The following is a 24,390-nucleotide window of genomic DNA, read 5'->3' on the forward strand; positions in this document are numbered from 1 at the left end:
CATCGGCGCGACGCGCGCTGCCGCGTGGCTCGCGCGCCATTCGCGGCAGCCGCCGTGGCGCGGCGTGAGCGCTTCACCCCGGTTCGCGCGCCGCAGAGCGCCGCCCCTGTTCACTTTCGACCGTAGCCGTCACGTCATCCGATGAAGCCAGCCACCGGCCGCAAAAGCCCTCCCCGTCTCGTCGCCCGATTCGTCGCGATCTCCTGGCGCGATCTCGCCGTCTCGTTCGGGCCGATCCTGCTGATCGCCGCGGTCGCGATCTGGGTCGCCGTGCGTCTGATTCAGCCCGCGCCGCCCAGCACGTTGACGATCAGCGCCGGCCCGGAAGGCAGCACCTTCTGGAATGCCGCCCAGAAGTACAAGGAAATTCTGGCGCGCAACCGCATCACGCTGAATGTGCTGTCCTCGGAGGGCTCGCTGCAGAATCTCAAGCGCCTGTCGGACCCGAGCTCGAACGTGGATGTCGGCTTCGTGCAGGACGGCGTCGCGCCCGGCTCCGCGTCCAACGGTCTGATGTCGCTCGGCAGCGTGGCCTATGTGCCGCTGGCGATCTTCTATCACGGCCCGACTATCATGCGTCTCTCCGAGTTCAAGGGCGAGCGGCTTGCCGTCGGCGCGGAAGGCAGCGGCACGCGCGAGCTGGCGCTGGCGCTGCTCAAGGCCAACGGCATCGTGCCGGGCGGCGCAACCAAACTGCTGCCGCTCTCGGGAGACGACGCCGCCGACGCCCTCGTCTCCGGCAAGGTCGACGCGGCGTTCCTCGCCGGCGATTCGGCGCAACCGGCGGTGATGGGCAAGCTCTACCGCACGCCGAACGTGCAGTTCTACGATTTCTCGCAGGCCGACGCCTACACACGCCGCTTTCCCTATCTGACACAACTCATGATGCCAATGGGCGCGTTCGACCTCGGCAAGAACCTGCCGTCCGCGCCGATTCATATGGTGGCGCCGACCGTCGAACTGGTGGCGCGCGACTCGCTGCACCCCGCGCTTTCCGATCTGCTGATCGAAGCCGCGCGCGAGGTGCACGGCAAGGCGAACATCCTGCAGCGCGCCGGCGAGTTTCCCGCGCCGCTCGCGCACGACTTCCCCATCAGCGACGACGCCGCCCGCTACTACAAGTCTGGCAAGAGCTTCCTCTACCGGATCCTGCCGTTCTGGCTCGCGAGTCTCGCCGACCGGCTGCTGGTGGTCGTGGTGCCGCTGATCGTGTTGCTCGTGCCGGCCTTGCGTCTCGTGCCGTCTCTGTATGCATGGCGGGTGAAATCGCGCATTTACCGCTGGTACGGCGCGCTGATCGCGATCGAGCGCAGCGCCCTCAGCGACCATTCGCCCACCGAACGCGCGTCGCTGCTCGAACGGCTCGACGCGATCGAGGAATCCGTCAACGGTCTGAAGATGCCGCTGGCCTACGCGGATCAGTTCTACGTGCTGCGCGAGCACATCGGCTTCGTGCGCGCGCGGCTCACGCAGGCTCGCGACGCGCAACGCGATGGCGCCGCGGATGAAGCGCCGGGCGTCGATAACGGGCGCGGTAAAGCACAGGAAGCTGGCGAAGCAGGCGCGGCGTCCGCATCACCCAATCCGTCCAGTCCATCCGCCGCGAACGAAGCGGCCGAGATCGGCGAAACGCCCAGCGACGACGCCGCGAAACCATATTGACGGATGCAAGCCGCGGCTGCTCCGCGTAAGATCATTACAATTTCGTCGGCCCGCGAGACGGGCCGTTCGGAACAGCAATCCGGGAGACATTTATGACCGTTGGCATCGACGCCAGACAACCGCTGTGGTTTTACGACTTTGTCTCGCCGTTCACGTACCTGTTGCTCGAGCAGCACGACAAATGGCCGGGCTTCGACTTCGTCTTCACGCCGGTCGTGCTGAACGACCTCTACCGTCACTGGGGACAGCGGCCGGCTTACGGTGTGCCCTCCAAACGCACCTTCATGTACCGGCACGCGCTGTTTCGCGCGGAACAGCTCGGCATTCCGTACAAGATGCCGCCCGCCCATCCGTTCGATTCCACGAAGCCGCTGTTGCTCGCCACCGCGGCGAACGGCGACGTCAATTTCGTGCGCGAGATTTTCCGCTTCATCTGGCGAGAGGGCCGCGATCCGTCGACTGACGTGGCCTTTGCGGAACTGTGCGAGCGCGTCGGTGTGCCCGACGGCCCGGAACTCATCAAGAGCCCGGAAGTGAAAGCGCAATTGCAGCGCAACACGGCGGATGCGATCGGCCTGGGTGTCTACGGTGTGCCGACCTTCCGTCTGAACGATCAGTTGTTCTGGGGCGAAGACGCGCTGCCCATGGTGCTGTACTGCGCGCGCACGCCGAACTGGCTCGAATCGAAAGAAGTCAAACGCATCAGTACGCTGCCTTCGGGGCTCGTGGACCAGCAGACGTAGGCGAGACGTAAGCCTGAAGCGGACGCGAGGCGCGTCCCACGGCGCTTTCGCCGGTTCGTCGCGGTAAAACAGCCCTGCTGATGCCGGCCATACCTTGCCTGCTATGCCGCTACACCGCAAACAGGCCTAAGGTTATGACCTTTGCTTCGTGCGCGTTGGCGCCCCGCTCTCGCAGGCGACGCCGTACGACGTTTCATCGGATCCGGTCCGCTTGCCCCGCCTCGCTTAAATCATGGACGACACCGCCGCCTCCCTCGATATCTGGCTCGTGCGCGTACTGCGCACGCTGCTGGTCGAGCGCAGCGTCACGCAGACCGCGCTGCGTCTGAATCAGACCCAGCCGGCTATCAGCACCGCGCTGCGCAAACTGCGCGAGACGCTGAACGATCCGATTCTGGTGCGCGGCAAGTCGGGCATGGTGCCCACCGAATACGGGGAATCGCTGCTCGCCTCCGCGCAACGCGTGCTGCGCGAAGTCGATTTTGTCGCGACGCCGCATGGCGACTTCGATCCCGGCCGCTCGCGCCGCACCTTTCGCGTGGCCGCGCCGGATTATCTGAACGACTTCTTCATGCCGACGGTGATCGCGCAATTTCGCGAGGCGGCGCCGCACGCGCGGCTCGAAATCGATTCGCTGAGTCCGATGCTCGATCATTCCGCCGCGCTCGATGCCGGCGAACTCGATCTGGTGATCGGCAACTGGCCCAAGCCCGACCCGCGCTTCGAGCGCAGCGACCTGTTCTCCGATACGGTCGTATGTATGATGCGCGCCGATCATCCGCTCACGCGCATGCCGCTTACGCGCGAAGCGTATCTCGCCGCGCCGCATCTCGCACCGACACCGTATAGCGGGGCGAGCAGCGGCGCGATCGACATGGGCTTCACGCGGGCTCGCGCCGAGCGCCGCATCGTCGCCACGCTGCCCTACTTCGGCCTGGTGCCGCAGACGCTGCTGCAATCGGATCTGATCTTCACGACGACACGCCGTTTCGCGATGCACTACGCGGACATGCTGCCGCTCGCGGTGGTCGACGTGCCGATTCCGTTTCCGCGCATCAAGTGCTACCAGCTCTGGCATCCGCAGCCGGATCGACCGAGCGATGTGGGCTGGCTGCGTGCGCTGATGTCCCAGGTGTCGGACGGGCTGGTCGCGCAGAAGGTGCGGCGCGCAAAACGGACGCCGAAAAAGGAAACGTCAGCCGCGACGGGCTGACGTTTAAGGTTGTTTGCGGTTCACAGGACGCTGTTCATGCGTTGCTTGTGCGTTGCTTGGGCGCTGCTTGAGCGGCACCGTCCCGGCCGGCTGATTTCCGCCCATCAGACAGCCGCGCAGAGCTTCTGCGTCGCCACCTGCGCCACGACCTGCCGCGAACGGATCTGCAGCAACTCCGCGCATACCGCCACGGCGATCGCCGCAGGCGCCTTGTCGACGATACCGGCCACGCCGATCGGACACGTCATCTCCACCAGCCGGTCCAGATCCACGCCGCGATCGAGCAAACGGCGCTCGAATTTCACGCGCTTCGTCTTCGAACCGATCATGCCGAAGTAGGTGAAATCGCGCCGCCGCATGATGCGCGCGGCCAGCGAGAAATCGAGCGCGTGGTTGTGCGTCATCACCAGAAAATAGGCGCCGGGCGGCGCCGTGTCGACGATCGCATCCGGCGTGTCGGTGGCTTCGACCTGCACGTTGGCGGGCGTTTCGTCGGGGAACAGTTCGTCGCGCTCGTCGACCCACTGAACCACGCACGGCAAGCTGCCGAGCAGCTTGACGAGCGCATGCCCGACGTGCCCCGCGCCGAACAGCACGATATGCATCGGCGCCGGACGCGGCGTTTGCACGCCGCTGCGCCGGCCGATCTGAACGGACGAAAAATCGTTCATGGCGATCATTCCAATTCCAGTGAGTGTGTTGTCCACGCGTTGCTGTTCCGGCTCATTGCCGCGCCTATTGCGGTCCGCTGATTGATGCGCTTATCGATTCGCTTATTGCTGTGCCGCCGCGGTGGCGGCACGCACCGCGCCGACCGCCCTGAGGATTTCCTCGCTGGTCGCGGGCGCATTCAGCGGCGGATTGACCTTGTGGTTGCCCACTGCCGACACCGCGTCGCGTACCGCGAAGAACACCGAGAACGGCAGCAGCAGCGGCGGCTCGCCGGTCGCCTTCGAACGGTGGATGCTGTCCTCCGCATTGCGGTTCTTGAAGAGGCGCACGCGGAAGTCGGGCGGCGTATCGTTGACGGTCGGAATCTTGTAGGTGGACGGCGCATGCGTCATCAGCTTGCCGCCCGCGTTCCACCACAGTTCTTCGGTCGTGAGCCAGCCCATGCCCTGAATGAACGCGCCTTCCACCTGGCCGACATCGAGCGCCGGATTCAGCGAGGCGCCCACGTCGTGCAATGCGTCCGCGCGCAGCACGCGCATTTCGCCGGTCAACGTGTCGATCACCACTTCCGACACCGCCGCGCCGTACGAGTAGTAGTAGAACGGCCGGCCTTGCAGCTTCGATTGATCCCAGTACAGCTTGGGCGTCGCGTAGAAGCCGTCCGACCAGAGTTGAATACGCGCGACGTAAGCCTTCGCGATGACTTCTTCAAACGGCACGACGATTTCACCGACCACGACCCGGTCGTGCACGAAGCGCACTTCCGACGCGCTCACCTGCCCCGCGCCGAAGCGCTCGGCGGCGAACGCCGACAGGCGTTCGCGCAACTGCCGCGCGGCGTCCTGCGCGGCCTTGCCGTTCAGATCGGAGCCCGTCGAGGCCGCCGTCGCCGACGTGTTGGCGATCTTGCTGGTGTCGGTCGCGGTGACGCGAATGCGGTTGAAGCCGATGCCCAGTTCATGCGCGACGACCTGCGCGACCTTCGTGTTCAAGCCCTGGCCCATTTCGGTGCCGCCGTGATTCACCAGCACCGAACCGTCGGTGTAGATGTGCACGAGCGCGCCGGCCTGGTTGAAGTGGGTCACGTTGAACGCGATACCGAACTTGACCGGCGTGAGCGCCATGCCCTTCTTCAGTATTTCGTTGTTCGCGTTGAACTCGTTGATCGCGGCGCGGCGCGCGCGGTATTCACTCGTTGCTTCGAGTTCGTCGATCAGTTCGTGAATCACGTTGTCTTCGACGATCTGGCCATACGGCGTCTGGTTACGCTCGGTCTTGCCGTACAGATTGCGGCGGCGCACGTCGAGCGAATCCTCGCCCACCGAGCGCGCCACGTTGTCCATGATGTATTCGATCGCGAACGCGCCTTGCGGGCCGCCGAAGCCGCGGAACGCCGTGTTCGACTGCGTGTTGGTCTTGCCGCAGAAGCCGTCGATCGTGACATCCGAGAGCCAGTAAGCGTTGTCGAAGTGGCACAGCGCGCGCGTCATCACCGGACCGGACAGGTCGGCGGAAAAACCGCAGCGCGAGGTCATGTCGACCGTCACGCCGTCGATCACGCCCTTGTCGTCGTAGCCGACTTCGTACGTGTAGTGGAAATCGTGGCGCTTGCCCGTGACCATCATGTCGTCGTCGCGGTCCGGACGCAGTTTCACCGGGCACAGCAGCTTCCATGCGGCGAGCGCCGCGCAGCACGCGAACAGACCCGATTGCGATTCCTTGCCGCCGAATCCGCCGCCCATCCGGCGGCATTCGATCAGCACGTTGTGCGACGCCACGCCCAACGCGTGCGCGACCATGTGCTGCATTTCGGTCGGATGCTGCGTCGAACAGTAGACGTGCATGCCGTCGTCGTCCTTCGGCACCGCGTACGAAATCTGGCCTTCCAGATAGAACTGCTCCTGGCCGCCGAGCAGCATCTCGCCGGCCTCGCGACGCGCGGCGCGGGCGATCTTGTTGCCGGCTTCGCCGCGCGCGAGTTTCATCGGCGGCAGGACGTGCTGGTTCGCGGCGCGCGCCTGCTGCGCGGTGAGAATCGCCGGCAATTCTTCGTAGACGATTTCCGCGCGGCGTGCCGCGAGACGCGCCGTTTCATGCGAGGTCGCGACCACGATGAAGATCGGCTGGCCGACGTATTGCACGAGGCCGTCGGCGAGAATCGGATCGTCGCCGTGGATGATCGGGCCGACGTCGTTCACGCCCGGGATATCGTCAGCGGTGAAGATGGCGACCACGCCCGGCGTGGCGCGCACCTTGTCGAGCGACATCGAGACGATCTTCGCGTGCGCTTTCGTCGACAGGCCGAGTGCTGCGTGCAGCGTGCCGGCGAGCGTCGGAATGTCGTCGGTATAGGTGGCGCGGCCGCTTACGTGCAGATGCGCGGACTCGTGCGGACGCGAGATGTGAACCTGGGTGAAGTCTTCGAGATCCTGAAGGTCTTTCAGGAACGGTTCGGCATGCTGATTCATTGTTGTGTTCTCCGTATCCTTTCGTCGTCTCAGGCACCGACCGGTGCGCAGGCCGCAGCGACCGCGCGCACATCCAGCGCGCTCTTCGGCAGCGGGTTGTTCGGACGCGTTTCGAGCCAGAAGCGGTACAACGTGTTCTTCGCCGATTCGAGGCGATAGTTGCTGGTTGCGCGCATGTCCGACAGCGGCGCGTAGTCGTTGCCGAGCGCGAGCATCGCGGCCTGCGCCGTGGCCTCGTGCCATTCGGCGTCGCGCAGTACGGCTTCCGCATGGGTCGCGCGCTTGGACGTGGCGGCCATGCCGCCGAACGCGATGCGCGGCTCGCGAATCAGGTTGCCGTCGGCGATGAATGCGAACGCGGCACACACCGCCGAGATATCCGAATCGAAACGCTTCGACAGTTTGTAGGTGCGGAATTGCAGGTTCCGACGCACGCCGGTGCGCGTCGGCACTTTCAGGCCGACGACGAACTCATGCTCCGCCATGTCCTTCTTCTGATACGCGAGGTACAGGTCCTCGAGCGGCATCTCGCGCTCGATCTCGCCGCCGCGAACGATCACACGTGCGCCGAGCGCGATCAGGCCGGGCATCGAATCTCCGATCGGCGAGCCGTTGGCGATATTGCCGCCAAGCGTGCCGGCATTGCGAATCGGCAGCGACGCGAAGCGTTGCCACATTTCAATCAGTTCGGGATATTGCTTCGCGATCTCCGCATAGGCTTTTTCGACGCTGACGCCCGAGCCGATCTCGATCCATTCGTCGTTGGTCTCCAGCTTCTGCAGTTCAGCGATCTGCCCCACGTAGACGATATTGCCCAACTCGCGCATCTGCTTGGTGACCCACAGGCCGATGTCCGTGCTGCCGGCGAGAATGCGCGCGGCCGGTTCGGCTTCCTTGATCCTGGCGAGTGCTTCGACCGTACGCGGCGCGTCGAACTGCTGGCCCGCGTGCTGGTAGTGGAAGGTGTCCTTGCGCTCGAGCGTGGCGAGCGTGGTGGCGAGCGCCTCGACATTGACTGGCGCTTTCGGCGCGGGCGCTTCGAACATGCGCACCGCCGCGTCGACGATCGGGCGGTAGCCCGTGCAGCGGCACAGGTTGCCCGTCAGCGCGTTGCTGATCGCCTCGCGCGACGGCACCGTCTTGTTGGCGCAACTGTGCTCGTGACCGTGCTTTTCGTAGAGCGACCACATCGACATGACGAAGCCCGGCGTGCAGAAGCCGCACTGCGAGCCGTGACATTCGACCATCGCTTCCTGCACGGGATGGAGCGACCCGTCCGGCTGGCGCAAGTCTTCGACGGTGAAGAGCGCCTTGCCGTCGAGCGTCGGCACGAACTGGATGCAGGCGTTGACCGCCTTGAAGTCGACGCCGCCCGCTTCGTTGCGCTCGCCGATCACGACCGTGCACGCGCCGCAGTCGCCTTCGGCGCAGCCTTCCTTCGTGCCCGTGCAATGCGCGTCCTCGCGCAGATACTGCAGCACGGTGCGGGTGACGGGCGCGTCCTTGATCTCACGGATCGCGTTGCGGTGATAGAAGCGAATCGGCTCAGTCATGTCTCGTTACTCTCGAATGTTCTGTGTCCGTGGGACGTGCAGCAGGGATGGTTCGAAAACTATCACCGTCAATAAATACAACCCATAGCGGTGATCGCATGCGGGACATATCCGCAGAACGATATCGAGATAGGTTTGAGGGGCGGTTAACTTATGGTGAGATGATATTTTTGCCGTATTTTTATATTTTATACGGATAAAAGGCCAATCTGAGCGAGCGCGTTCCGAGCGGACTTGCTGAGAAAACAGGCGCCGTCGGGTCGAAAATGGATCACTATAGGGTTCCGGAAAGCGATTTTTGTCGGATGAATTATTAAGCAAATCCTGCAAGAAAACCGGTTCCATGGGAAAATCACGCCTTCCCGCCGAATTCAAGTCTCGTTTTCCCCATGTCCACCGACTCAGCGACACCTCGCAGCGAATTTGCGACGACCATGCAGATCATTCCGGTCGTCTTTTTCACGTTTCTTTGCTATCTGACGATCGGAATTCCGCTTGCGGTGTTGCCGGGCTACGTCCACGACGACCTCGGTTACAGCGCCGTGCTGGCTGGTGCCGCCATCAGCGTGCAGTATCTGGCGACGCTGGCGTCGCGGCCGCTGGCTGGCCGTTCCGCGGACACGTTGGGGCCGAAGCGGACGGTGACGATTGGTTTGATGGGGTGTGGCGCGAGCGGGGTTTTGCTGTTGCTGGCTGTGCTGTGCGGGCGCTGGCCCGTGCTGAGCCTGGGGCTGCTGGTCTGCAGCCGGCTCGTGTTGGGATTCGGCGAGAGCTTGTGCGGCACGGGTGCGATTCTGTGGGGGATCGGCCGGGTGGGCACGAGCAACAATGCGCGGGTGATCTCGTGGAACGGTATCGCGACGTATGGCGCGCTGGCGATCGGTGCGCCGCTGGGCGTGGCGATCGAACACACGGTTGGGTTTGCCGCGTTGGGGATTCTGGTGATTCTGCTGGCGGCGCTCGGGTTTTATCTTGCTCGTCCGATCGCGCCGGTGCCGATCGTGCATGGCGAGCGGATGTCGTACCGCAGTGTGTTTACTCGCGTGCTGCCGCATGGGATTGGGTTGGCGCTCGGGTCGGCCGGGTTTGGGTCGATCGCGACTTTCATTACGCTGTTTTATGCGGCGAAGCATTGGCCGAATGCGGCGCTCTCGTTGACGGTGTTCGGGACGCTGTTTATCGGGGCGCGGTTGCTGTTTGCCAATACGATCAAGACTTATGGCGGGTTTCGAGTCGCGATTGCTTCGTTTTCGTTTGAATGCGCCGGGTTGTTGATGTTGTGGCTGGCGCCTGAGCCTCATGTTGCGCTTGCTGGTGCGGCTTTGACTGGGTTCGGGTTTGCTTTGGTGTTTCCGGCTCTTGGGGTCGAGGCGGTTGGGCTTGTGCCGCCGGCTAGTCGTGGGGCGGCTTTGTCGGCTTATTCGGTTTTTCTCGATCTCTCGTTGGGGATTACTGGGCCGTTGGCCGGGTATATCGCTGGTGAGTTTGGGTATGGGTCGGTGTTTCTTTTTGCGGCGGTTGCCGCTGCTGCGGGTGTTGGGCTTTCTACTCTGCTTTATCTTCGGAATGCTAAGGTTACTAATTTGCCTGCGGCGCTTTGAGGTTTTTTTGGTGCTTGGTGTTTAGGCTTTTTGTGATCTTCGGGGGTTGGCCTTTCCTTGCTTTGTTAGTGGTCTATTGGCGTTGCCCCTGTGCGGGGCGGCACCTCCTTTCTTTGCCGCGGCAAAGAAAGGAGGCAAAGAAAGCCGCTTTGAACCGCCAGCTCATAAGCGGGTTCCCCGCACAGCCGCGGTAGTGGTCCATCTGGAATTGGGGTTCTCGCGCATTCCGCCTCAGTGACAAGGCCGTCATACCTCCCGCCTCGCGCTCCGCGCTCGTCGGAACGGTCGGCTTCCGGCGCCTGGCCCTTGGCCCTGGCTCCGGTCCGGTCCGGTCCGGCGCAGCAGTGTTCCGTGACTCTCAATGCGCAGTCGCTCTCGTTCGAGCGATCGTTTTGAATCGTGCTGGTTCGCTGTGCTTGGCTTGCGTCTCGTTACGGTCTTCTCGGGTTTCGGATGCCCTCCGCGTCGCTTTTGCAAGAACTTTCGCTGCATGGCGCGCTGTGATCCGGCTTTGCACCACTCCCCTCGCGTCCAGCGCAATGACCTGATATAGCTCACGGTCAGTCTCGACTTCGTATTGGTAGTCCTCAACGATGTCGAGCAACAGTTCCAGCAATCGTCGCTGGCGATGTCTCTCCTCCCTTGTCACAGCCGGACTCCTAACTATCGAGGCCACAAGCGTCGCCAATTTGTCTAATTGGCTTAATTGCCGTTCGATCAATCCGAATGCGGACAGCGCCAGTTTCTCGTATTGAACCGCGTCAACGGGCGGCCGCGTTGTGGTCCGTGAACGTTTGACAGATTTACTCATGGCGCGATCTCCCTAAACTTGTCTGGATCGCTCACCTCGCGCTTGTACGGTGGTGAGCGGGCACATTGACGGGATTCGCAGACCGGCACACAGAACCAAGAACCGGCGAGCCGTAGGGCTCCCCCGCCAAGGCCCGCCCATTGTGATCAGGCGTGCAAAGGCAGCCGCGCACTTGCTAGTGCAAGCATGCGAGTTCTGCGTGAGGCAGGCTGCGAAACCTGTTGTCGTGAAGTACACGACAAAACGAGTTTAAACATATCGCGTTGCGAGCGATCACCCGAACGAGCTAAAACGCGTACGCGGCAACCAATTCCGAAATTGCCCAATGATCTGCCAGAGTAAAGGACTACGACGCAGAAGAAACTTCCGCAAAAACCGCAGCGAATGATTCGCAAAGCGTGCGCCCAATCCGATTAGCGAGATGCATGATCAATTCATGCGTGACGACATTTTTGGGAGGCGAGATGTGTCCAGTTGCCTTCAAAAATCAGCGACCATTCATGGACCGACGTTGCTCTGCTGAAGAGCGAGTCACGTTTGGTGCGGGGAGCACATTGAGCCTTACCGTCCGCGCGATCTTCGCGGGTCGAAGCCAGCGGCCTGCGGCGCACATAAATTGACATGGGCCAACCCCGTTGTGCTGGAATGAGAGGCGCGTTTGGCGCGCGGGGCGCTTTGAAACTTATGGGCCGAGCGCCACCGCCGAGACGAAGCCGACGGCCCGACCGCGCACAAATTGATGATGGGCCGCCACGGTCCTGGTGGAATGCAAGAGGCGTTTGGCGCGCGGGGCGCATTGAACTCACAGGCCGAGCGCCAACGCCGAGGCAAAGCCGACGGCCCCCACCGCGCACAAATTGATTATGCGCCGCCGCGGTCCTGCTGGAATGCAAGAGGCATGTGGCGCGTGGATCGCATTGAAATCACAGGCCGAGCGCCATCGCCGAGGCGAAGCCGACGGCCCCCACGCGCCCAACTAAAACCACTAGTTTTGAACAGCCCTTCCGGCGAGCGCGGAGCGCGAGGCGGGAAGTATGACGCCCTTGTCACTGCGGCCGAATGCGCGAGAACCCCGATTCCAGATGGACCACTACCGTGACTGCGCGGGGGACCCGCTTTAAGGCTGGCGGTTCAAAGCGGCTTTCTTTGCCTACTTTCTTTGCCGCGGCAAAGAAAGTAGGTGCCGCCCCGCACAGGGGCAACGCTAATAGACCACAAACAAATCAAGGAAAGGCCAACACCAAAAACCACCACCAACAAACAACCTCCTCCGAGCAGGCAAAAGACCCAATCACCTCCCCCCCGACAACCCTCTCTCCAAAGCCGCAACCCCCGCCGGCAAATCCACCTTAACCCCAAGATCAACCATAGTCCGCCCGAGCGCATGCACAGTCCGAAAAAGATTATGTTCCCGACACTGCTCCCCCATCTGCCCAACGCGAACAATCGGCAACCCAAACGACCCCGAAATCTCCACCTGATGCATCCGCGAAATATGCGCACAAACATCCGCAGGACTAAACCGATCAGGCACCTCAATCCCCACAACAGAATTCAACCGACAAGCCTCCGGCGCATACAACCGAAGCCCCATCGCCACAACCCCATCCTGCAACGCCAGCGAACACCTCAAATGCCGCGCAAACCGCTTCTCGAGCGTCTCAGCACACACCAGCCGCAAAGCCTCATGCAAAGCCAGAACTCCAGAAACAGGCGCCGTATAGTGATACCCCGCGTTATGCCAAAAATTCTCAGCAAGCCTCGCATCCAGACACCAATGCGCGTTCGGCGCCGTGCGCCCCTTAACCCTCTCCCACGCCGCATCTGAAAACGCAATCAACGACACGCCCGGAATCGACGACAACCCCTTCTGCCCACCCGTAATCACCGCATCGATCCCCCAGGCATCCATCTCCAACGGCATCGTGCTCAACGTGCAAACCGCATCGACGATCACCAGCGCGCCGGCCGCTTTCGCCAACGCGGCAATTTCCTTCAGCCGATAATTCCACACCGTATTGGACGTCTCGCCCTGCACCACCGTCACGATCTCGGGACGCTCGCGCCGGATCGCCTCAGCAATCTCTTCGAGGCTCGCCACCGTCCGGTCGGCAACATCGAGCGTGCTCACCCGCGCGCCAACGCGCCGGCCCATCTCCGCCATCCGTTCGCTGAAAAAACCGTTCTTGATGGACAGCACCCGCGTGCCTTCCCACGCCAGGTTCGAGATCGCCATCTCCATCGCGGCCGAGCCGGGTCCGGCCACACCCAGCACCCATTTCGAATTCGTCTGGAACACATAGCGCGCCATCGACTTCACCTGCCCAATCACCTTCACCATCGTTGCGCCCAGGTGATTGATCACGATCGCGTTGGCCTTCGCCACGGCCGCGGGAATCGGCACGGGGCCGGCGCCCATCATCAGGAGCGGCTCTTCGGGAAGAATGGCGTCGAGCGACTCGACAACCGGACAGGGCACTGCGAACGAGGCGGATGTGAATGATGAAGTCGGCATGATGATCGGTACGTGAATGTCAGGGCGCGAAGGAGCAAACGGCCCCGCCAGCATGGACGCTGGCGAGGCCGCCGGTTCGATCATTCACCGATCCGCGCAGTTGCGCAAGTTTTTTGACTATGCGTGACGCCACGACACCGTCGACAAAGCCGTCATTTCACCGTGGTCTTGTCGAGTTTCTTACCGGTCGCCGCGTTGAAACGCTCGACATACTCTTCGATCAGCTTGCGCAACGCGCGCCCGATCTGCCGGTAGTCGGCTTCGTTCAGGTTCGCCAACGACACGCGCCCCGACGGATGCTGCGTGCCGAAGCCGAGCCCCGGCAGCAGCACGACCCGCGCCTCGCGAGCGAGGCGGAACAGCATTTCGGATGGCTGGGTGTTCTTCAACAGCCAATCGACGAACTCACGCCCGAACATCCGCTCGCCGAGGAATTCGACGTCGAGAATCGTGTAGTAGTCGACCTGATTCGGATCATCGTCCTCGAAGGAAATGCCGACCTCTTCGTAAAGCGCCTGCTTGCGCTTGCGAATCAAACGCTTCAACGCGTTCTTGTAGGCGTCCGGCGTGTCCATCAACGAGAACAGCGAAAACAGCACCATCTGCACCTGCTGCGGCGTCGACAGACCCGCGGTGTGATTCAGCGCGACCGTGCGGCTGTCGGCCACCAGCCGGTCGATGAACTTGAGCTTGTCCGGCTCCGTCGTGATCGATTCGTAACGCTCGTGCAACTGCTTCTTCGTGTCTTTCGGCAACTCGGCGATCAGCTTGTCGAGCACGTTGTCGCGATGCGTCGCGATCGTGCCGAGGCGCCAGCCGGTCGCGCCGAAATATTTCGAGTACGAATACACGAGAATGGTGTTCTTCGGCGCGAGCGCGAACAGCGACACGAAGTCGTCGGCAAAGGTGCCGTACACGTCGTCGGTCAGCAGGATCAGATCGGGCCGTTCCTTGACGATCTCGGCAATGTATTGAAGGCTTTCGTCATTGATCTTCACCGAAGGCGGATTGCTCGGGTTCACGAGAAAGAACGCCTTCACCTTCGGATCGCGCAGCTTGTCGAGTTCCTTCTTCGAATACTGCCAGCCATTGGCCACGTCGGCTTCGAGATTGACGACGTTCAACCGGTAGTCGTTCAAGCGCGGAATCTCGATGTACGGCGTGAAGATCGGCATGCCGAGCGCGATCGTGTCGCCCGCCTTGATCAGGTGATTCTCGCGCAGCGTGTTGAAGATATACGTCATCGCGGCCGTGCCGCCTTCCACCGCGAATATGTCGAATTCGCCGACAAAAGGATGGTCGCCGATCATCTCCTTGCGCAGATACTGCCCGACGATCAGTTCGGACAGCTTCAGCATGCGGTCCGGCACCGGGTAGTTGGAAGCGAGAATGCCCTCGCACATTTCATACAGAAAGTCGCCGGCCGAGTAACCCAGCTGATCGCGCACGTACGACACCGCACCGCGCAGAAAGTCGATGCCGGCCACGCCCTTGTTCTCGCGCAGGAACAGATCGAAGCGCTCTTCGAGGCCGTCGTGCCGCGGAAAGCCGCCCACGCCCTCAGGCATGTAGGCGAACGAGCGCTCCGACTCGCGCATCGCAAAGAGACCGAGTTGCCAGAAGCCGTGGCGCGGAATCGTCGCGAGAAAATTCGGGTTGCCGCGCCCGGCGTTGAGCATCGACGCATTGGCGGGTCGTTCCACGGCGCTGCCGCCGGCGGCCTTGATCAGTTCGTCCTTCAACTCGAACGGGCTGAGTGCCGACATGCCCGGTTGCGCCATATCCGCACGTTTCTTGTCGCCCTTCTCTTTTGCCATGATGCGTTCTCCAATGAGCCTGGTGAAAGATGCCGGCGCGGCGAACGATCGCCCGGTTAGCGCCGGCGTAACAGAGATCGATAGACGCGCGCTACACGAGCCCGACCACGAGCGGGCCGAGCAGTGTCAACGCGACGTTCGCGATCGCGTACGTGATCGCGAACGGCACGGTCGGCACGGAGCTTTCCGCCTTGTCGAGCACGCCGCCGAAGGCCGGATTCGCACTGCGCGAGCCGGTCAGCGCCCCCGCGAGAATGGCCGCGTTGTTGTACTTCAGCACGTAGCGGCCGAACAGCATGGTGAGCAGCAACGGAAACAACGTGACGAACACGCCGAGCAGGAAGATCGTCAAGCCGCTCTGTTTGACGGTGACTACCGCCTGCAGGCCGGAGTTCAAACCGACCACCGCCACGAAGGCCGCGAGGCCGAAGTCCTTCAGCAGTTGCGAGGCCGCCGTCGGCATCACGCCATACATCGGATACTTGCCGCGCATCCAGCCGAACAGCAACCCGGCCAGCAGGCAGCCGCCGCCCGAGCCGAGCGTGAGCGGAATGCCGGCGACGTCGACGACGATCAGCCCGATCAGCAGACCGAGTACGAGGCCGACGCCCATGTAGATGAAGTCGGTCTTGTTGGTGTACGGCAGCTCGTAGCCGGCCGCTTCGACGGCGCGCTTGGTGTCTTTCGGCGAACCGTAGAAAGTGATGACGTCGCCGTGCTCCAGGATGGTTTCCGGCAGTACCGGCAGTGGCTGACCGGCACGCGAAATACTCTGGATGTAGACGCCGTGCCGCATATCGCGATCCACCACTTGCCGCGCGGCGGCGATCGTCGTGTGGTTCATGCCCTTGCGCGTGAACACGCCTTCGCGTGTCTGCATGACGACGCCGACATCTTCGACGGCGGCAACCTCGCCGCCGGCCGCGCCGAATTCGACCACGGCCTCGCGGCGCCCCACCACGAGCACCACGTCGTTGGGCTTCAGCACCAGATCGGGCGCCGGGTCGAGCGGCTGGCCGTCACGCTTGATCCGTTCGATCGTCAACAGGTCTCGATGCTGCGTCTCGACGGCTTTCACCGTTTTCCCGGCGCTGACATCGATCGTGTACGCGCGGCCGACCATCTCGGGCAACGCGGAGAGTTGGCCCGGCCCGGTAGCCGTCGCACCCGAGGTCAGTTCGCGTTCCACTTCGAGCGAGGCATCGCGCAAACTTTGGCCCATGAATTTGGGCAGGATATTCACGCACACGATGATCGCGCCCAACGAGCCGAACACATAGGTCACCGCGTAGGCGATCGCCACGTCCGATTGCAACGACTTGACCTGATCGGCGGGCAGGCCGAGACGCGCAATCGCGTCGCCCGCCGTGCCGATAATCGCCGATTGCGTCAGCGCGCCGCCCGCGAGTCCGGCGGCGAGCCCCTTGTTGAGGTGGAACAGCTTCGCGCACACCACCACGGTGATCAGCGCGGTGACCGCCAGAAACACGGCCATGGCAATCTCACGCAGCGTCTTGCGGTTCAGCGAGTTGAAGAAGCCCGGGCCGGAGTCGTAGCCGACCGCGTAGATGAAGACGGCGAACATGACCGACTTCACGCCGTTGTCGATCGTCACGCCCGCCTGACTGATCACCACCGCAGCCAGCAGCGAGCCGCCCACGCCGCCCAACTGAAACTTGCCGAAGTTGATCTGTCCGATGAAGTACCCGGCCGCGAGCGACAGAAATAGCGCCATCTCCGGAGATTTCTGAAAAATATGATGTAGCCAGTCCATCGTGCCCTCGCTGGATAGTTTGCGATACTGAGTACTGGTTGCTGCCCGCGCAGGCGAGGCGCAATCGTGTCGCGCCGCGCGTGCCGTCTGCTGCATCGGCCAAACGTGGCATGGCTTGCCACGCCCGGCACATCTGGCCGCCTAGTGGAATTTCCCGGCGAGGCCGACTACCACCGGCCCCATTAGCGGCAACAGAATGTTCGAGAGTGCATACGTGATCGTGTAGCCGATCACCGGGGTGGAGTTGCCGGTAACGCCCACCAGTGCGCTGATCGCTGGCGTGCTGCATTGCTGGCCTGCGATCGCGCCGAGCAGCATGGGCGCCTCGAGCTTGAGAAACATGCGGCCGATCCAGAGCGACAGCAGACCGGGCACGAGCACCATCAGAATCCCGGCCACCGGCAATGCGAGTCCGTACTCGCGCACCAGCTTGATGGCGTCCGGTCCCGCCGACAAACCCACCGCGGCGATGAAAGTGGCGAGGCCGAAGTCCTTGAGGATTTGCGCCGCCGCCGAAGGCAGCGAGCCGATCACCGGATAACGCGAACGGATCCAGCCGAACAGCAGCCCCGACAGCAGACAGCCACCGCCCGTGCCGAGCGCGATCGACACGCCGCCGACCCGCCCGCCGAGATGACCGATCGCCATGCCGACCAGCACGCCGAGCCCCAGATAAACGAAGTCGGTCTTCTGCGTGGCCGCGACCACGTAGCCCAGACGCTTCGCGCCGCGCAGGACATCCGCCTTGCCGCCCACCAGCGTGAGCACGTCGCCGCGATTGAGTTCGGTGCCGGGCAGCGCGGGCACTGTGGTCTCGAGTCGCGTGACCGCCGCGATGTAGACGCCGCGGCCGTTTTCGGGCGCCGCCTGCTCGCGCACCTGCGCGACCGTCAGGCCGTGCAGGTCGCGGCGTGTCAGCACGACGTCGAGCTTCTCGGCCATCACCTGGCCGAAGTCCGCGCCGTCCACTTCGGCACCGAGACCTGCGGCGGCCGCCACGATCGCTTCGCGCCGCCCGCCCACCAGAATGACGTCGCCTCGCGCAAGCGTGAGTTGCGGTTCGGCGGGCACCTCCGCGCCATTGCGCCGGACCCGCTCGACCGTCAGGTTGAAGCCGTACTGCTGTTCGAATGCCCGGATCGTCGTGCCGGCCGCCGCGCCGACTTCGAACGCGCGGCCCACGAGCGCCGGCGCGGCAGCGCGCTGACCCTCGCCATACGCGCCGTCGCCACCGAGCTTGCGCCACACGCGCTCGGCTTCGTCGCGCAGATTGACGCGCAACAGCAGCGGCGCGAACTGGCTCGTGAAGAGCACGATGGTGATCAGGCCGAACAGGTAGCTCACGCTGTACGCCGTCACGATGTTGGCCTGCAAGCGCAGCGTTTCGGAATCGCTGAAGCCGAGCTTGGAAATCGCCTCGGACGCCGTGCCGATCACGGCCGACTCCGTCGCCGCGCCGGCCAGTAGACCGGCCGCCGTGCCGGCGTCGAGCCGCATGACGACCACGGCGATCATGATCAGCGCCAGCACGGAAACGATCTCGACCACCGACAGCAGACCGTAGCGCCAGCCGCGCCCGACATTGGCGAAGAACTGCGGTCCGCCGGTGAAGCCCAGCGCGAAGATGAACAACGCGAACGCGATGTTCTTCAGATCGGGAGCGAGGCGTGCGCCTGTCTGGCCCAATAGCAACGCGACGATCAACGTGCCGCACACGCCGCCCAGCTGAATGGGTCCGATGCGGAACGAGCCAATGAAATATCCGATTGCAAGGCTTGCGAACAGCGCGATCTCGGGTTGAGATCTCAGCAATTCACCGATCATGTTGGCTCGCCGATTTTTGGGTTGATTGGCAGGATGCCGAAAGATTCATTCCCCAAATACCAATGAATTCATTTTCACCCAGTATGTCGCGCCACATTACTCAACCGGCATAGCGGCTGAGTGAAAACACAATTTATGGCAATAGAATGACGCGATTCGCGTCCAAGGGGAAATGCCGCATTGCAGCGGCTGTGTGGCGGTGGAACGAATTTCCGATAGCTCGACAGTCACTCTTTCCTCGCGAAGTAGCCCAACGCCGTGAAAAAGACTTAGTCTGCTGATGGCCAATTATTACAGCATGAGTGAACATGCTTTCTTAAGACTGCTTTTTTAATAAATATTGTAGTTCGGCGAAGCTGTCAATATTATTTTCAACTCCTGGCCAATTCATCTTCGCAAAAAATGATCTTTAGCATTGGCACGCCATCTTCGGAGTCCGACATGCGCATGATTCTTTTCAGCAGCCGCCAGTACGACAGCGACACGTTCAGCGAAGCCAATGCGTCACACCGCTATGAGCTGCATTTCCAGGAATCGCACCTCGACAGCGAGACCGCCGTCCTCGCCCAAGGCTATGAAGTGGTGTGCCCGTTCGTCAACGACAGCGTCGATGCGGCGGTATTGGAGCGGCTCCATGCCGGCGGCACGCGCATGATCGCGCTGCGCTCGGCGGGCTTCAATCACGTCGATCTGGCCGCGGCCGAACGCCTCGGCATCACCGTCGCGCGGGTGCCCGCCTACTCGCCGCACGCCGTGGCCGAGCATGCGGTCGGCTTGATCCTGGCGCTGAACCGGCGCTTGCCGCGCGCCGCCGCACGCACGCGCGAAGGCGACTTTTCACTGCATGGACTGCTCGGCTTCGATCTGCACGGCAAGACCGTGGGCGTGATCGGCACCGGCATGATCGGTCGTGTGTTCGGCCGCATCATGGCGGGCTTCGGCATGCAGGTGCTGGCGCACGATCCCGGCACGCCCGCCGACGATCTGCTCGCGCTCGGCGCCCGCTATGTGCCGCTCGACACGCTGCTCGCCGAGTCCGATGTCGTCAGCCTGCATTGTCCGCTGGTGGCGGGCACGTACCATCTGATCGACGCCGCCGCGCTCGCGAAGATGAAACGCGGCGCCATGCTGATCAACACGGGCCGCGGCGGTCTCGTCGAAAGCAATGCATTGATCGGCGCGTTGAAGGACGGCCAGCTCGGCCACCTCGGGCTCGACGTCTATGAAGAAGAAGGCGGCCTGTTCTTCGAGGATCACTCGAACCTCCCGTTGCAGGATGACGTGCTGGCGCGCCTGCTGATGTTCCCGAACGTGATCGTCACCGCGCACCAGGCGTTCTTCACCCGCGAGGCGATGAGCGAGATCGCCCAGACCACGCTCGCGAACGTCGCGGCGTGGCAGGCCGGCACGCCGCGCAACGTGGTGCGCGCGGCGGTTTAGATTCCACTGCTGTTGTTTTGCGGTGTCGCTTGGATCGCCATGCGCACGCCCGCTTAAACTCCGCCGCTGCCGTTCAGCGGCGTCGCGCGGACCGCCGTGCGCGCGTCGTCCGCCGCGCCGCAAAGCTCACGCAGCAACATCGCTTCGCGCTCATGCACTTCCACCGGAAACCAGCGCGCGCCCGCGTCGGCCAGATAGCGTGCGCGATGCTGGCCATTGCGGAAGGCCACCACGCCCTCGCGCTCCAGCCCGAACCAGCCGAGCAGACCCGGCCCGCGACGCGTCGAGATCGTCACGTACGGCATCTGCGGAATGCGCGGGTTCTCCGGATCGAGAAACTCGCGAATGCCGCGCACCTTGCCGGAATGCCATTCGGCGACCGGCTTCAAAACATAATCGGTGTTGTCGCGATCGGCGCACACGAGCAGCTTGCGAACGTCGACGAGCACGACCTGATGGCGCGTGCCATCCGTGACGAAGACGCGTTTCAGGCGCACATGGTCGTACCATGAATGCTCTTGCAGCGGCACGGTCCAAACCGTCTCGGCACAAGCCGGCGCGGCGGTTGACGATGAATTGGACAAGGGCAAAGGCAGGCTCGATAAGCCGGCGAAATATCGCCAGCGCGTTAGGAGAGCGCTAAAGCTACGAGCCGATTGTGAAAGAAGCATGACAGGCCACGGTATTAACTACGCTGCATGAACACACCGCGCGAAAACCCGAATGAGCAGGTAACGCGGATCGATACGGAGACAACGATGGTAACCACGCATAATTTCAATGACCACGTGCGCATCGAAGCTAATGAGGATATCGGCGTCGCCACGATCGTTCTTGAGCGGCCCGCGCGTCGCAATGCCGTCGACCGTCCTGTCGCGCAGGCGCTCAGCGCCGCGTTCGCCCGCTTCGAAGCGGAGCCGGCCTGGCGCGCGGCGGTGCTGTTCGGTGCGGGCGGCACCTTCTGCGCCGGCGCGGACCTGACCGCTCTCGCCGACGACACCCGCCGCAACGAGCTGCACGCCGACGGTCGCGGCCCCGGCCCGATGGGACCGACGCGCACGAGCTTCAGCAAGCCGGTTGTGGCCGCGATTGCCGGCTATGCGGTCGCGGGCGGTCTGGAACTGGCCGCAATGTGCGATCTGAGAGTAGTCGAAGACGACGCCGTACTCGGCGTGTTCTGCCGTCGTATCGGAATTCCGCTGATCGACGGCGGCACGATCCGCCTGCCGCGTCTGATCGGACTGTCACGCGCGCTGGACCTGATTCTGACCGGCCGCGCGGTGAGCGCGCAGGAAGCGCTCAGCTTCGGCCTCGCCAACCGCGTCGTAGCCAAAGGCACGGCGCGCGCGGCAGCCGAACAGATGGCGGCGGAGCTGGCCGCGTTGCCGCAGGCGGCGTTGCTCGCCGATCGCCGCTCCGTGCTGGAAAACAGCATGCTGGATGATTTCGCGGAAGCATTGCGTCGCGAAGGCGCGGGCGGCTATCAGGCCGTCTTCGAAGAAGGCGTGGCCGGCGCGGCGCGTTTCGCCGGAGGCGCAGGCCGCCACGGCAACATCTTCGATACCGGCGACGGCCCACGTTAGCCAAAAAGCGAGTTCGAGCCGCCGCGGTTTTCAGCGAAAAACAACAACGGCCCTGACGCTCAGCAAGGCTGTTTTGACTTAGGTAGAATCCCCTACTGCTTTACCCCCTTGTCCGGCGCACGCGTTCTCGCCCCGAAAACGCGCGCCGGCCGCGCGACGTTCCCCCGTCGCGCCGATTCACGCTCCTTCATCATGCCTTTGCCTCTGCTCGCCCTTGCCGTTGCCGCTTTTGGAATCGGTACCACCGAATTCGTGATCATGGGGCTGCTGCCCGATGTCGCGCGCGACCTGGCCGTCTCGATCCCGGCGGCCGGCATGCTGGTGTCGGCGTATGCGCTCGGTGTCACCATCGGCGCGCCGATCGTCGCGATCGCGGTTGCCAACATGCCGCGCAAGAAGGCGCTGATGAGTCTGATCGGCGTGTTCATCGTCGGCAATCTGCTGTGCGCGGTTGCGCCGGGTTACGCGGTGCTGATGGCCGCGCGCATCGTCACGGCGTTCTGCCATGGCGCGTTCTTCGGCATCGGTTCGGTGGTGGCTGCCGGCCTCGTCGCGCCGAACCGCCGTGCGCAAGCCATCGCGCTGATGTTCACGGGCCTCACGCTCGCCAACGTGCTGGGCGTGCCGCTCGGCACCGCGCTCGGCCAGGCGGTGGGCTGGCGCGCCACCTTCTGGGCGGTGACGGGCATCGGCCTCGTCGCGGCAGCCGCGCTCGCCGTGTGCCTGCCGGCGAAGATCGAGATGCAGAAGGCGAGCCTCGTCCGCGAATTCAGCGTGTTGAAGAACCCGCAAGTGCTGATGGTGCTTGGCATCAGCGTGCTCGCATCGGCGAGTCTCTTTTCCACCTTCACGTACATCACGCCGATTCTCGAAGACGTGACCGGCTTTACGCCGCATGCCGTGACCCTCGTGTTGCTCCTGTTCGGTCTCGGCCTGACGGTGGGCAGCACACTGGGCGGCAAGCTCGCCGACTGGCGGCTGATGCCTTCGCTGGTGGCGTTTCTGCTCGCGATCGTCGTCATCCTGACCATCTTTGCCGGCACCATGCATGCCGAAATTCCGGCGATGATCACGATTTTCGCCTGGGGCGTTCTGGCTTTCGCCATCGTGCCGCCGCTGCAAATGCTGATCGTCGACCGCGCGAGCCATGCGCCGAATCTGGCTTCGACCTTGAACCAGGGCGCCTTCAACCTCGGCAATGCGACGGGCGCGTGGCTCGGCGGCATGGCGATCGGCGCGGGCGCGCCGCTCACGACGCTGCCGTGGGTCGGCGTGGCGACCTCGATCGGCGCGCTGGTGCTGACGCTGTGGTCGGTGTCGCTCGACCGGCGCGCGCAACGGGTCGCCGTGGCGGGCTGATTGGCCTGATCGGCGCCCTTATCGCCGCTTATCCGTACCCTGCGCGACGACTCACGGCCACACTCGTGCCGGCCAGCCGGCGCAGCAACGGCTCGCATCGCAACCTCGATCCAGACTGCGCATGACTCGCGGCCGTAGTAGCATCTCGGCCGATGAAAGTCATCCTCACTCGCGATTTCCTCGCTTTGATCCTCAGTGTCGCCGTTGTCGGACTCGGCAGCGGCGCGACACTTCCCCTCACGGCCCTCGCGCTCACGCAGGCCGGCTATGGCACCGACGTGGTCGGTCTGCTGACGGCCGCGCAAGCGGGCGGCGGGCTCGTCATCGTGCCGCTCGCCGGCTGGATCGCGGCGCGCTTCGGCGGCCGCCAGGTGATCGTCGGTGCCGTGCTGGTGGTGGCGCTCGCCACCGCGCTGATGCAACTCACCGCGAACCTGTGGCTCTGGGCCGTGTTGCGCGTGCTGTGCGGCGCGGCACTGATGCTCCTCTTCACGATCGGCGAAGCCTGGGTCAACCAGTTGGCCGACGACGCCTCGCGCGGCCGCGTCGTCGCCATCTACGCCACCAACTTCACGCTGTTCCAGATGGCGGGGCCGGTGCTGGTGAGTCAAATCGCGGGCTTCGCGCACTGGCGCTTCCTGCTGTGCGGCGCGATCTTCCTGCTGGCGCTGCCGATGCTTGCCGCGATCCGCACGACGCCCCAAGCCTCCGACGACGAGCACGCGGCGCACGGCAGCTGGCGTCGTGTCTTACCGCAGATGCCGGCGCTCGTGATCGGCACTGGCTTCTTCGCGTTGTTCGACACGATCGCGCTCTCGTTGCTGCCGCTCTTCGCGATGTCGCACGGCATCACGAGCGAGGTGGCCGTGCTGTTCGCCTCGGCTCTGCTCCTTGGCGATACGACGATGCAGTTTCCGATCGGCTGGCTCGCCGACCGGCTCGGCCGCGAGCGGGTGCATATCGGTTGCGGTGTGGTCGTCGTAGCGTTACTGCCGTTTCTGCCTTGGGCGGCCACTTCACCGTGGCTTTGCTGGCCGCTGCTCTATGTGCTCGGCGCGGCGGCAGGCGCGATCTACACGCTCTCGCTGGTGGCCTGCGGTGAACGCTTTCGCGGTGTCGCGCTGGTGTCGGCCAGCTCGCTTGTGGGCGCCTCGTGGAGCGCGGCCAGTTTCGGCGGCCCGCTGGTGGCCGGTGCGCTGATGAAGCGTGTGGGTAACGACGCGATGGTCGGCGTGCTGCTCGCTGCGGCGTTGGCGTTTCTCGGCGCGGTCTGGTGGGAGAAGCGGCATGCGCCGGTGGGGAGCGTCGGCTGATAGCCTGCCTTGAAGGTGTCACCGCGTCATCATGCGCGAATA

General features: G+C 63.5%; 17 protein-coding genes. 8 read left to right on the forward strand and 9 right to left on the reverse strand.

The window, feature by feature from the left end:
• Nucleotides 1–141 precede the first annotated feature (141 nt).
• The 3 genes from P0D68_RS26150 (at nucleotide 142) to P0D68_RS26160 (ending at nucleotide 3,618) form a co-directional block, all read left to right on the forward strand.
• Nucleotides 142–1,662 (forward strand): TAXI family TRAP transporter solute-binding subunit, encoded by a 1,521-nt coding sequence (locus P0D68_RS26150; RefSeq protein WP_408300989.1) that lies wholly within the window; start codon nucleotides 142–144, stop codon nucleotides 1,660–1,662.
• 92 nt (nucleotides 1,663–1,754) lie between these two features.
• The gene (locus tag P0D68_RS26155) at nucleotides 1,755–2,405 is read left to right on the forward strand and encodes a 2-hydroxychromene-2-carboxylate isomerase (RefSeq protein ID WP_408300991.1); all 651 of its coding nucleotides are present in this window, start codon (nucleotides 1,755–1,757) and stop codon (nucleotides 2,403–2,405) included.
• Nucleotides 2,406–2,637: 232 nt separating this feature from the next.
• Nucleotides 2,638–3,618: a LysR substrate-binding domain-containing protein gene (locus tag P0D68_RS26160; protein ID WP_408300993.1), complete on the forward strand. Its 981-nt coding sequence runs from the start codon at nucleotides 2,638–2,640 to the stop codon at nucleotides 3,616–3,618.
• A 104-nt stretch (nucleotides 3,619–3,722) separates the two neighbouring features.
• On the opposite strand, the gene xdhC is transcribed toward P0D68_RS26160, so the two are convergent.
• The 3 genes from xdhC to xdhA form a co-directional block, all read right to left on the reverse strand.
• Nucleotides 3,723–4,289 (reverse strand): xanthine dehydrogenase accessory protein XdhC, encoded by a 567-nt coding sequence (gene xdhC, locus P0D68_RS26165; protein WP_408185953.1) that lies wholly within the window; start codon nucleotides 4,287–4,289, stop codon nucleotides 3,723–3,725.
• Nucleotides 4,290–4,391: 102 nt separating this feature from the next.
• Entirely contained in the window at nucleotides 4,392–6,758 is a 2,367-nt protein-coding gene (gene xdhB / locus P0D68_RS26170) for a xanthine dehydrogenase molybdopterin binding subunit (protein WP_408300995.1), read from the reverse strand.
• Between the two features lie 29 nt (nucleotides 6,759–6,787).
• Complete coding sequence (xdhA, locus tag P0D68_RS26175) at nucleotides 6,788–8,311, reverse strand: xanthine dehydrogenase small subunit (protein ID WP_408300997.1); 1,524 nt, start codon at nucleotides 8,309–8,311, stop codon at nucleotides 6,788–6,790.
• Nucleotides 8,312–8,700: 389 nt separating this feature from the next.
• Between xdhA and P0D68_RS26180 the strand changes: the two genes are divergently transcribed.
• Nucleotides 8,701–9,912 carry an MFS transporter gene (locus P0D68_RS26180; RefSeq protein ID WP_408300999.1) on the forward strand — a complete coding sequence of 404 codons (1,212 nt, stop codon included), beginning with the start codon at nucleotides 8,701–8,703 and terminating at the stop codon, nucleotides 9,910–9,912.
• 358 nt (nucleotides 9,913–10,270) lie between these two features.
• Here P0D68_RS26180 and P0D68_RS26185 read toward each other — a convergent pair whose 3' ends face one another.
• The 5 genes from P0D68_RS26185 to aspT (P0D68_RS26205) form a co-directional block, all read right to left on the reverse strand.
• Nucleotides 10,271–10,723: a hypothetical protein gene (locus tag P0D68_RS26185; RefSeq protein ID WP_408301001.1), complete on the reverse strand. Its 453-nt coding sequence runs from the start codon at nucleotides 10,721–10,723 to the stop codon at nucleotides 10,271–10,273.
• A 1,291-nt stretch (nucleotides 10,724–12,014) separates the two neighbouring features.
• Nucleotides 12,015–13,238 (reverse strand): pyridoxal-phosphate-dependent aminotransferase family protein, encoded by a 1,224-nt coding sequence (locus P0D68_RS26190; RefSeq protein ID WP_408186732.1) that lies wholly within the window; start codon nucleotides 13,236–13,238, stop codon nucleotides 12,015–12,017.
• Between the two features lie 152 nt (nucleotides 13,239–13,390).
• A complete protein-coding gene (locus P0D68_RS26195) occupies nucleotides 13,391–15,055 on the reverse strand; it encodes a bifunctional aspartate transaminase/aspartate 4-decarboxylase (RefSeq protein ID WP_408186728.1) in 1,665 nt (554 codons plus the stop codon).
• 91 nt (nucleotides 15,056–15,146) lie between these two features.
• A complete protein-coding gene (gene aspT / locus P0D68_RS26200; protein ID WP_408301003.1) occupies nucleotides 15,147–16,829 on the reverse strand; it encodes an aspartate-alanine antiporter in 1,683 nt (560 codons plus the stop codon).
• 141 nt (nucleotides 16,830–16,970) lie between these two features.
• Nucleotides 16,971–18,653 (reverse strand): aspartate-alanine antiporter, encoded by a 1,683-nt coding sequence (aspT, locus tag P0D68_RS26205; RefSeq protein ID WP_408186727.1) that lies wholly within the window; start codon nucleotides 18,651–18,653, stop codon nucleotides 16,971–16,973.
• A 441-nt stretch (nucleotides 18,654–19,094) separates the two neighbouring features.
• Here aspT (P0D68_RS26205) and P0D68_RS26210 point away from each other — a divergent pair, with 441 nt between their 5' ends.
• A complete protein-coding gene (locus tag P0D68_RS26210) occupies nucleotides 19,095–20,093 on the forward strand; it encodes a 2-hydroxyacid dehydrogenase (protein WP_408301005.1) in 999 nt (332 codons plus the stop codon).
• A 53-nt stretch (nucleotides 20,094–20,146) separates the two neighbouring features.
• Here P0D68_RS26210 and P0D68_RS26215 read toward each other — a convergent pair whose 3' ends face one another.
• On the reverse strand, nucleotides 20,147–20,764 hold the full coding sequence (locus P0D68_RS26215) for a plasmid fertility inhibition factor family protein (protein WP_091796632.1): 618 nt from the start codon (nucleotides 20,762–20,764) through the stop codon (nucleotides 20,147–20,149).
• Between the two features lie 87 nt (nucleotides 20,765–20,851).
• Between P0D68_RS26215 and P0D68_RS26220 the strand changes: the two genes are divergently transcribed.
• From P0D68_RS26220 to P0D68_RS26230, 3 genes are all read left to right on the forward strand, one after another.
• The gene (locus tag P0D68_RS26220) at nucleotides 20,852–21,676 is read left to right on the forward strand and encodes a crotonase/enoyl-CoA hydratase family protein (RefSeq protein ID WP_408301008.1); all 825 of its coding nucleotides are present in this window, start codon (nucleotides 20,852–20,854) and stop codon (nucleotides 21,674–21,676) included.
• Nucleotides 21,677–21,868: 192 nt separating this feature from the next.
• The gene (locus P0D68_RS26225) at nucleotides 21,869–23,035 is read left to right on the forward strand and encodes an MFS transporter (RefSeq protein WP_408301010.1); all 1,167 of its coding nucleotides are present in this window, start codon (nucleotides 21,869–21,871) and stop codon (nucleotides 23,033–23,035) included.
• 152 nt (nucleotides 23,036–23,187) lie between these two features.
• Complete coding sequence (locus P0D68_RS26230) at nucleotides 23,188–24,348, forward strand: MFS transporter (RefSeq protein ID WP_408301012.1); 1,161 nt, start codon at nucleotides 23,188–23,190, stop codon at nucleotides 24,346–24,348.
• The last annotated feature ends 42 nt before the right edge of the window (nucleotides 24,349–24,390 follow it).

The organism is Paraburkholderia sp. RL17-380-BIE-A (assembly GCF_046028085.1).
Classification (GTDB): domain Bacteria; phylum Pseudomonadota; class Gammaproteobacteria; order Burkholderiales; family Burkholderiaceae; genus Paraburkholderia.

Excerpts from the sequence above, each read along its gene's own strand:
- P0D68_RS26150 (WP_408300989.1), top strand. The coding sequence starts at position 142 with ATGAAGCCAGCCACCGGCCGCAAAAGCCCTCCCCGTCTCGTCGCCCGA.
- P0D68_RS26155 (WP_408300991.1), top strand. The coding sequence starts at position 1,755 with ATGACCGTTGGCATCGACGCCAGACAACCGCTGTGGTTTTACGACTTT.
- P0D68_RS26160 (WP_408300993.1), top strand. The coding sequence starts at position 2,638 with ATGGACGACACCGCCGCCTCCCTCGATATCTGGCTCGTGCGCGTACTG.
- xdhC (WP_408185953.1), bottom strand. The coding sequence starts at position 4,289 with ATGAACGATTTTTCGTCCGTTCAGATCGGCCGGCGCAGCGGCGTGCAA.
- xdhB (WP_408300995.1), bottom strand. The coding sequence starts at position 6,758 with ATGAATCAGCATGCCGAACCGTTCCTGAAAGACCTTCAGGATCTCGAA.
- xdhA (WP_408300997.1), bottom strand. The coding sequence starts at position 8,311 with ATGACTGAGCCGATTCGCTTCTATCACCGCAACGCGATCCGTGAGATC.
- P0D68_RS26180 (WP_408300999.1), top strand. The coding sequence starts at position 8,701 with ATGTCCACCGACTCAGCGACACCTCGCAGCGAATTTGCGACGACCATG.
- P0D68_RS26185 (WP_408301001.1), bottom strand. The coding sequence starts at position 10,723 with ATGAGTAAATCTGTCAAACGTTCACGGACCACAACGCGGCCGCCCGTT.
- P0D68_RS26190 (WP_408186732.1), bottom strand. The coding sequence starts at position 13,238 with ATGCCGACTTCATCATTCACATCCGCCTCGTTCGCAGTGCCCTGTCCG.
- P0D68_RS26195 (WP_408186728.1), bottom strand. The coding sequence starts at position 15,055 with ATGGCAAAAGAGAAGGGCGACAAGAAACGTGCGGATATGGCGCAACCG.
- aspT (WP_408301003.1), bottom strand. The coding sequence starts at position 16,829 with ATGGACTGGCTACATCATATTTTTCAGAAATCTCCGGAGATGGCGCTA.
- aspT (WP_408186727.1), bottom strand. The coding sequence starts at position 18,653 with ATGATCGGTGAATTGCTGAGATCTCAACCCGAGATCGCGCTGTTCGCA.
- P0D68_RS26210 (WP_408301005.1), top strand. The coding sequence starts at position 19,095 with ATGCGCATGATTCTTTTCAGCAGCCGCCAGTACGACAGCGACACGTTC.
- P0D68_RS26215 (WP_091796632.1), bottom strand. The coding sequence starts at position 20,764 with ATGCTTCTTTCACAATCGGCTCGTAGCTTTAGCGCTCTCCTAACGCGC.
- P0D68_RS26220 (WP_408301008.1), top strand. The coding sequence starts at position 20,852 with ATGGTAACCACGCATAATTTCAATGACCACGTGCGCATCGAAGCTAAT.
- P0D68_RS26225 (WP_408301010.1), top strand. The coding sequence starts at position 21,869 with ATGCCTTTGCCTCTGCTCGCCCTTGCCGTTGCCGCTTTTGGAATCGGT.
- P0D68_RS26230 (WP_408301012.1), top strand. The coding sequence starts at position 23,188 with ATGAAAGTCATCCTCACTCGCGATTTCCTCGCTTTGATCCTCAGTGTC.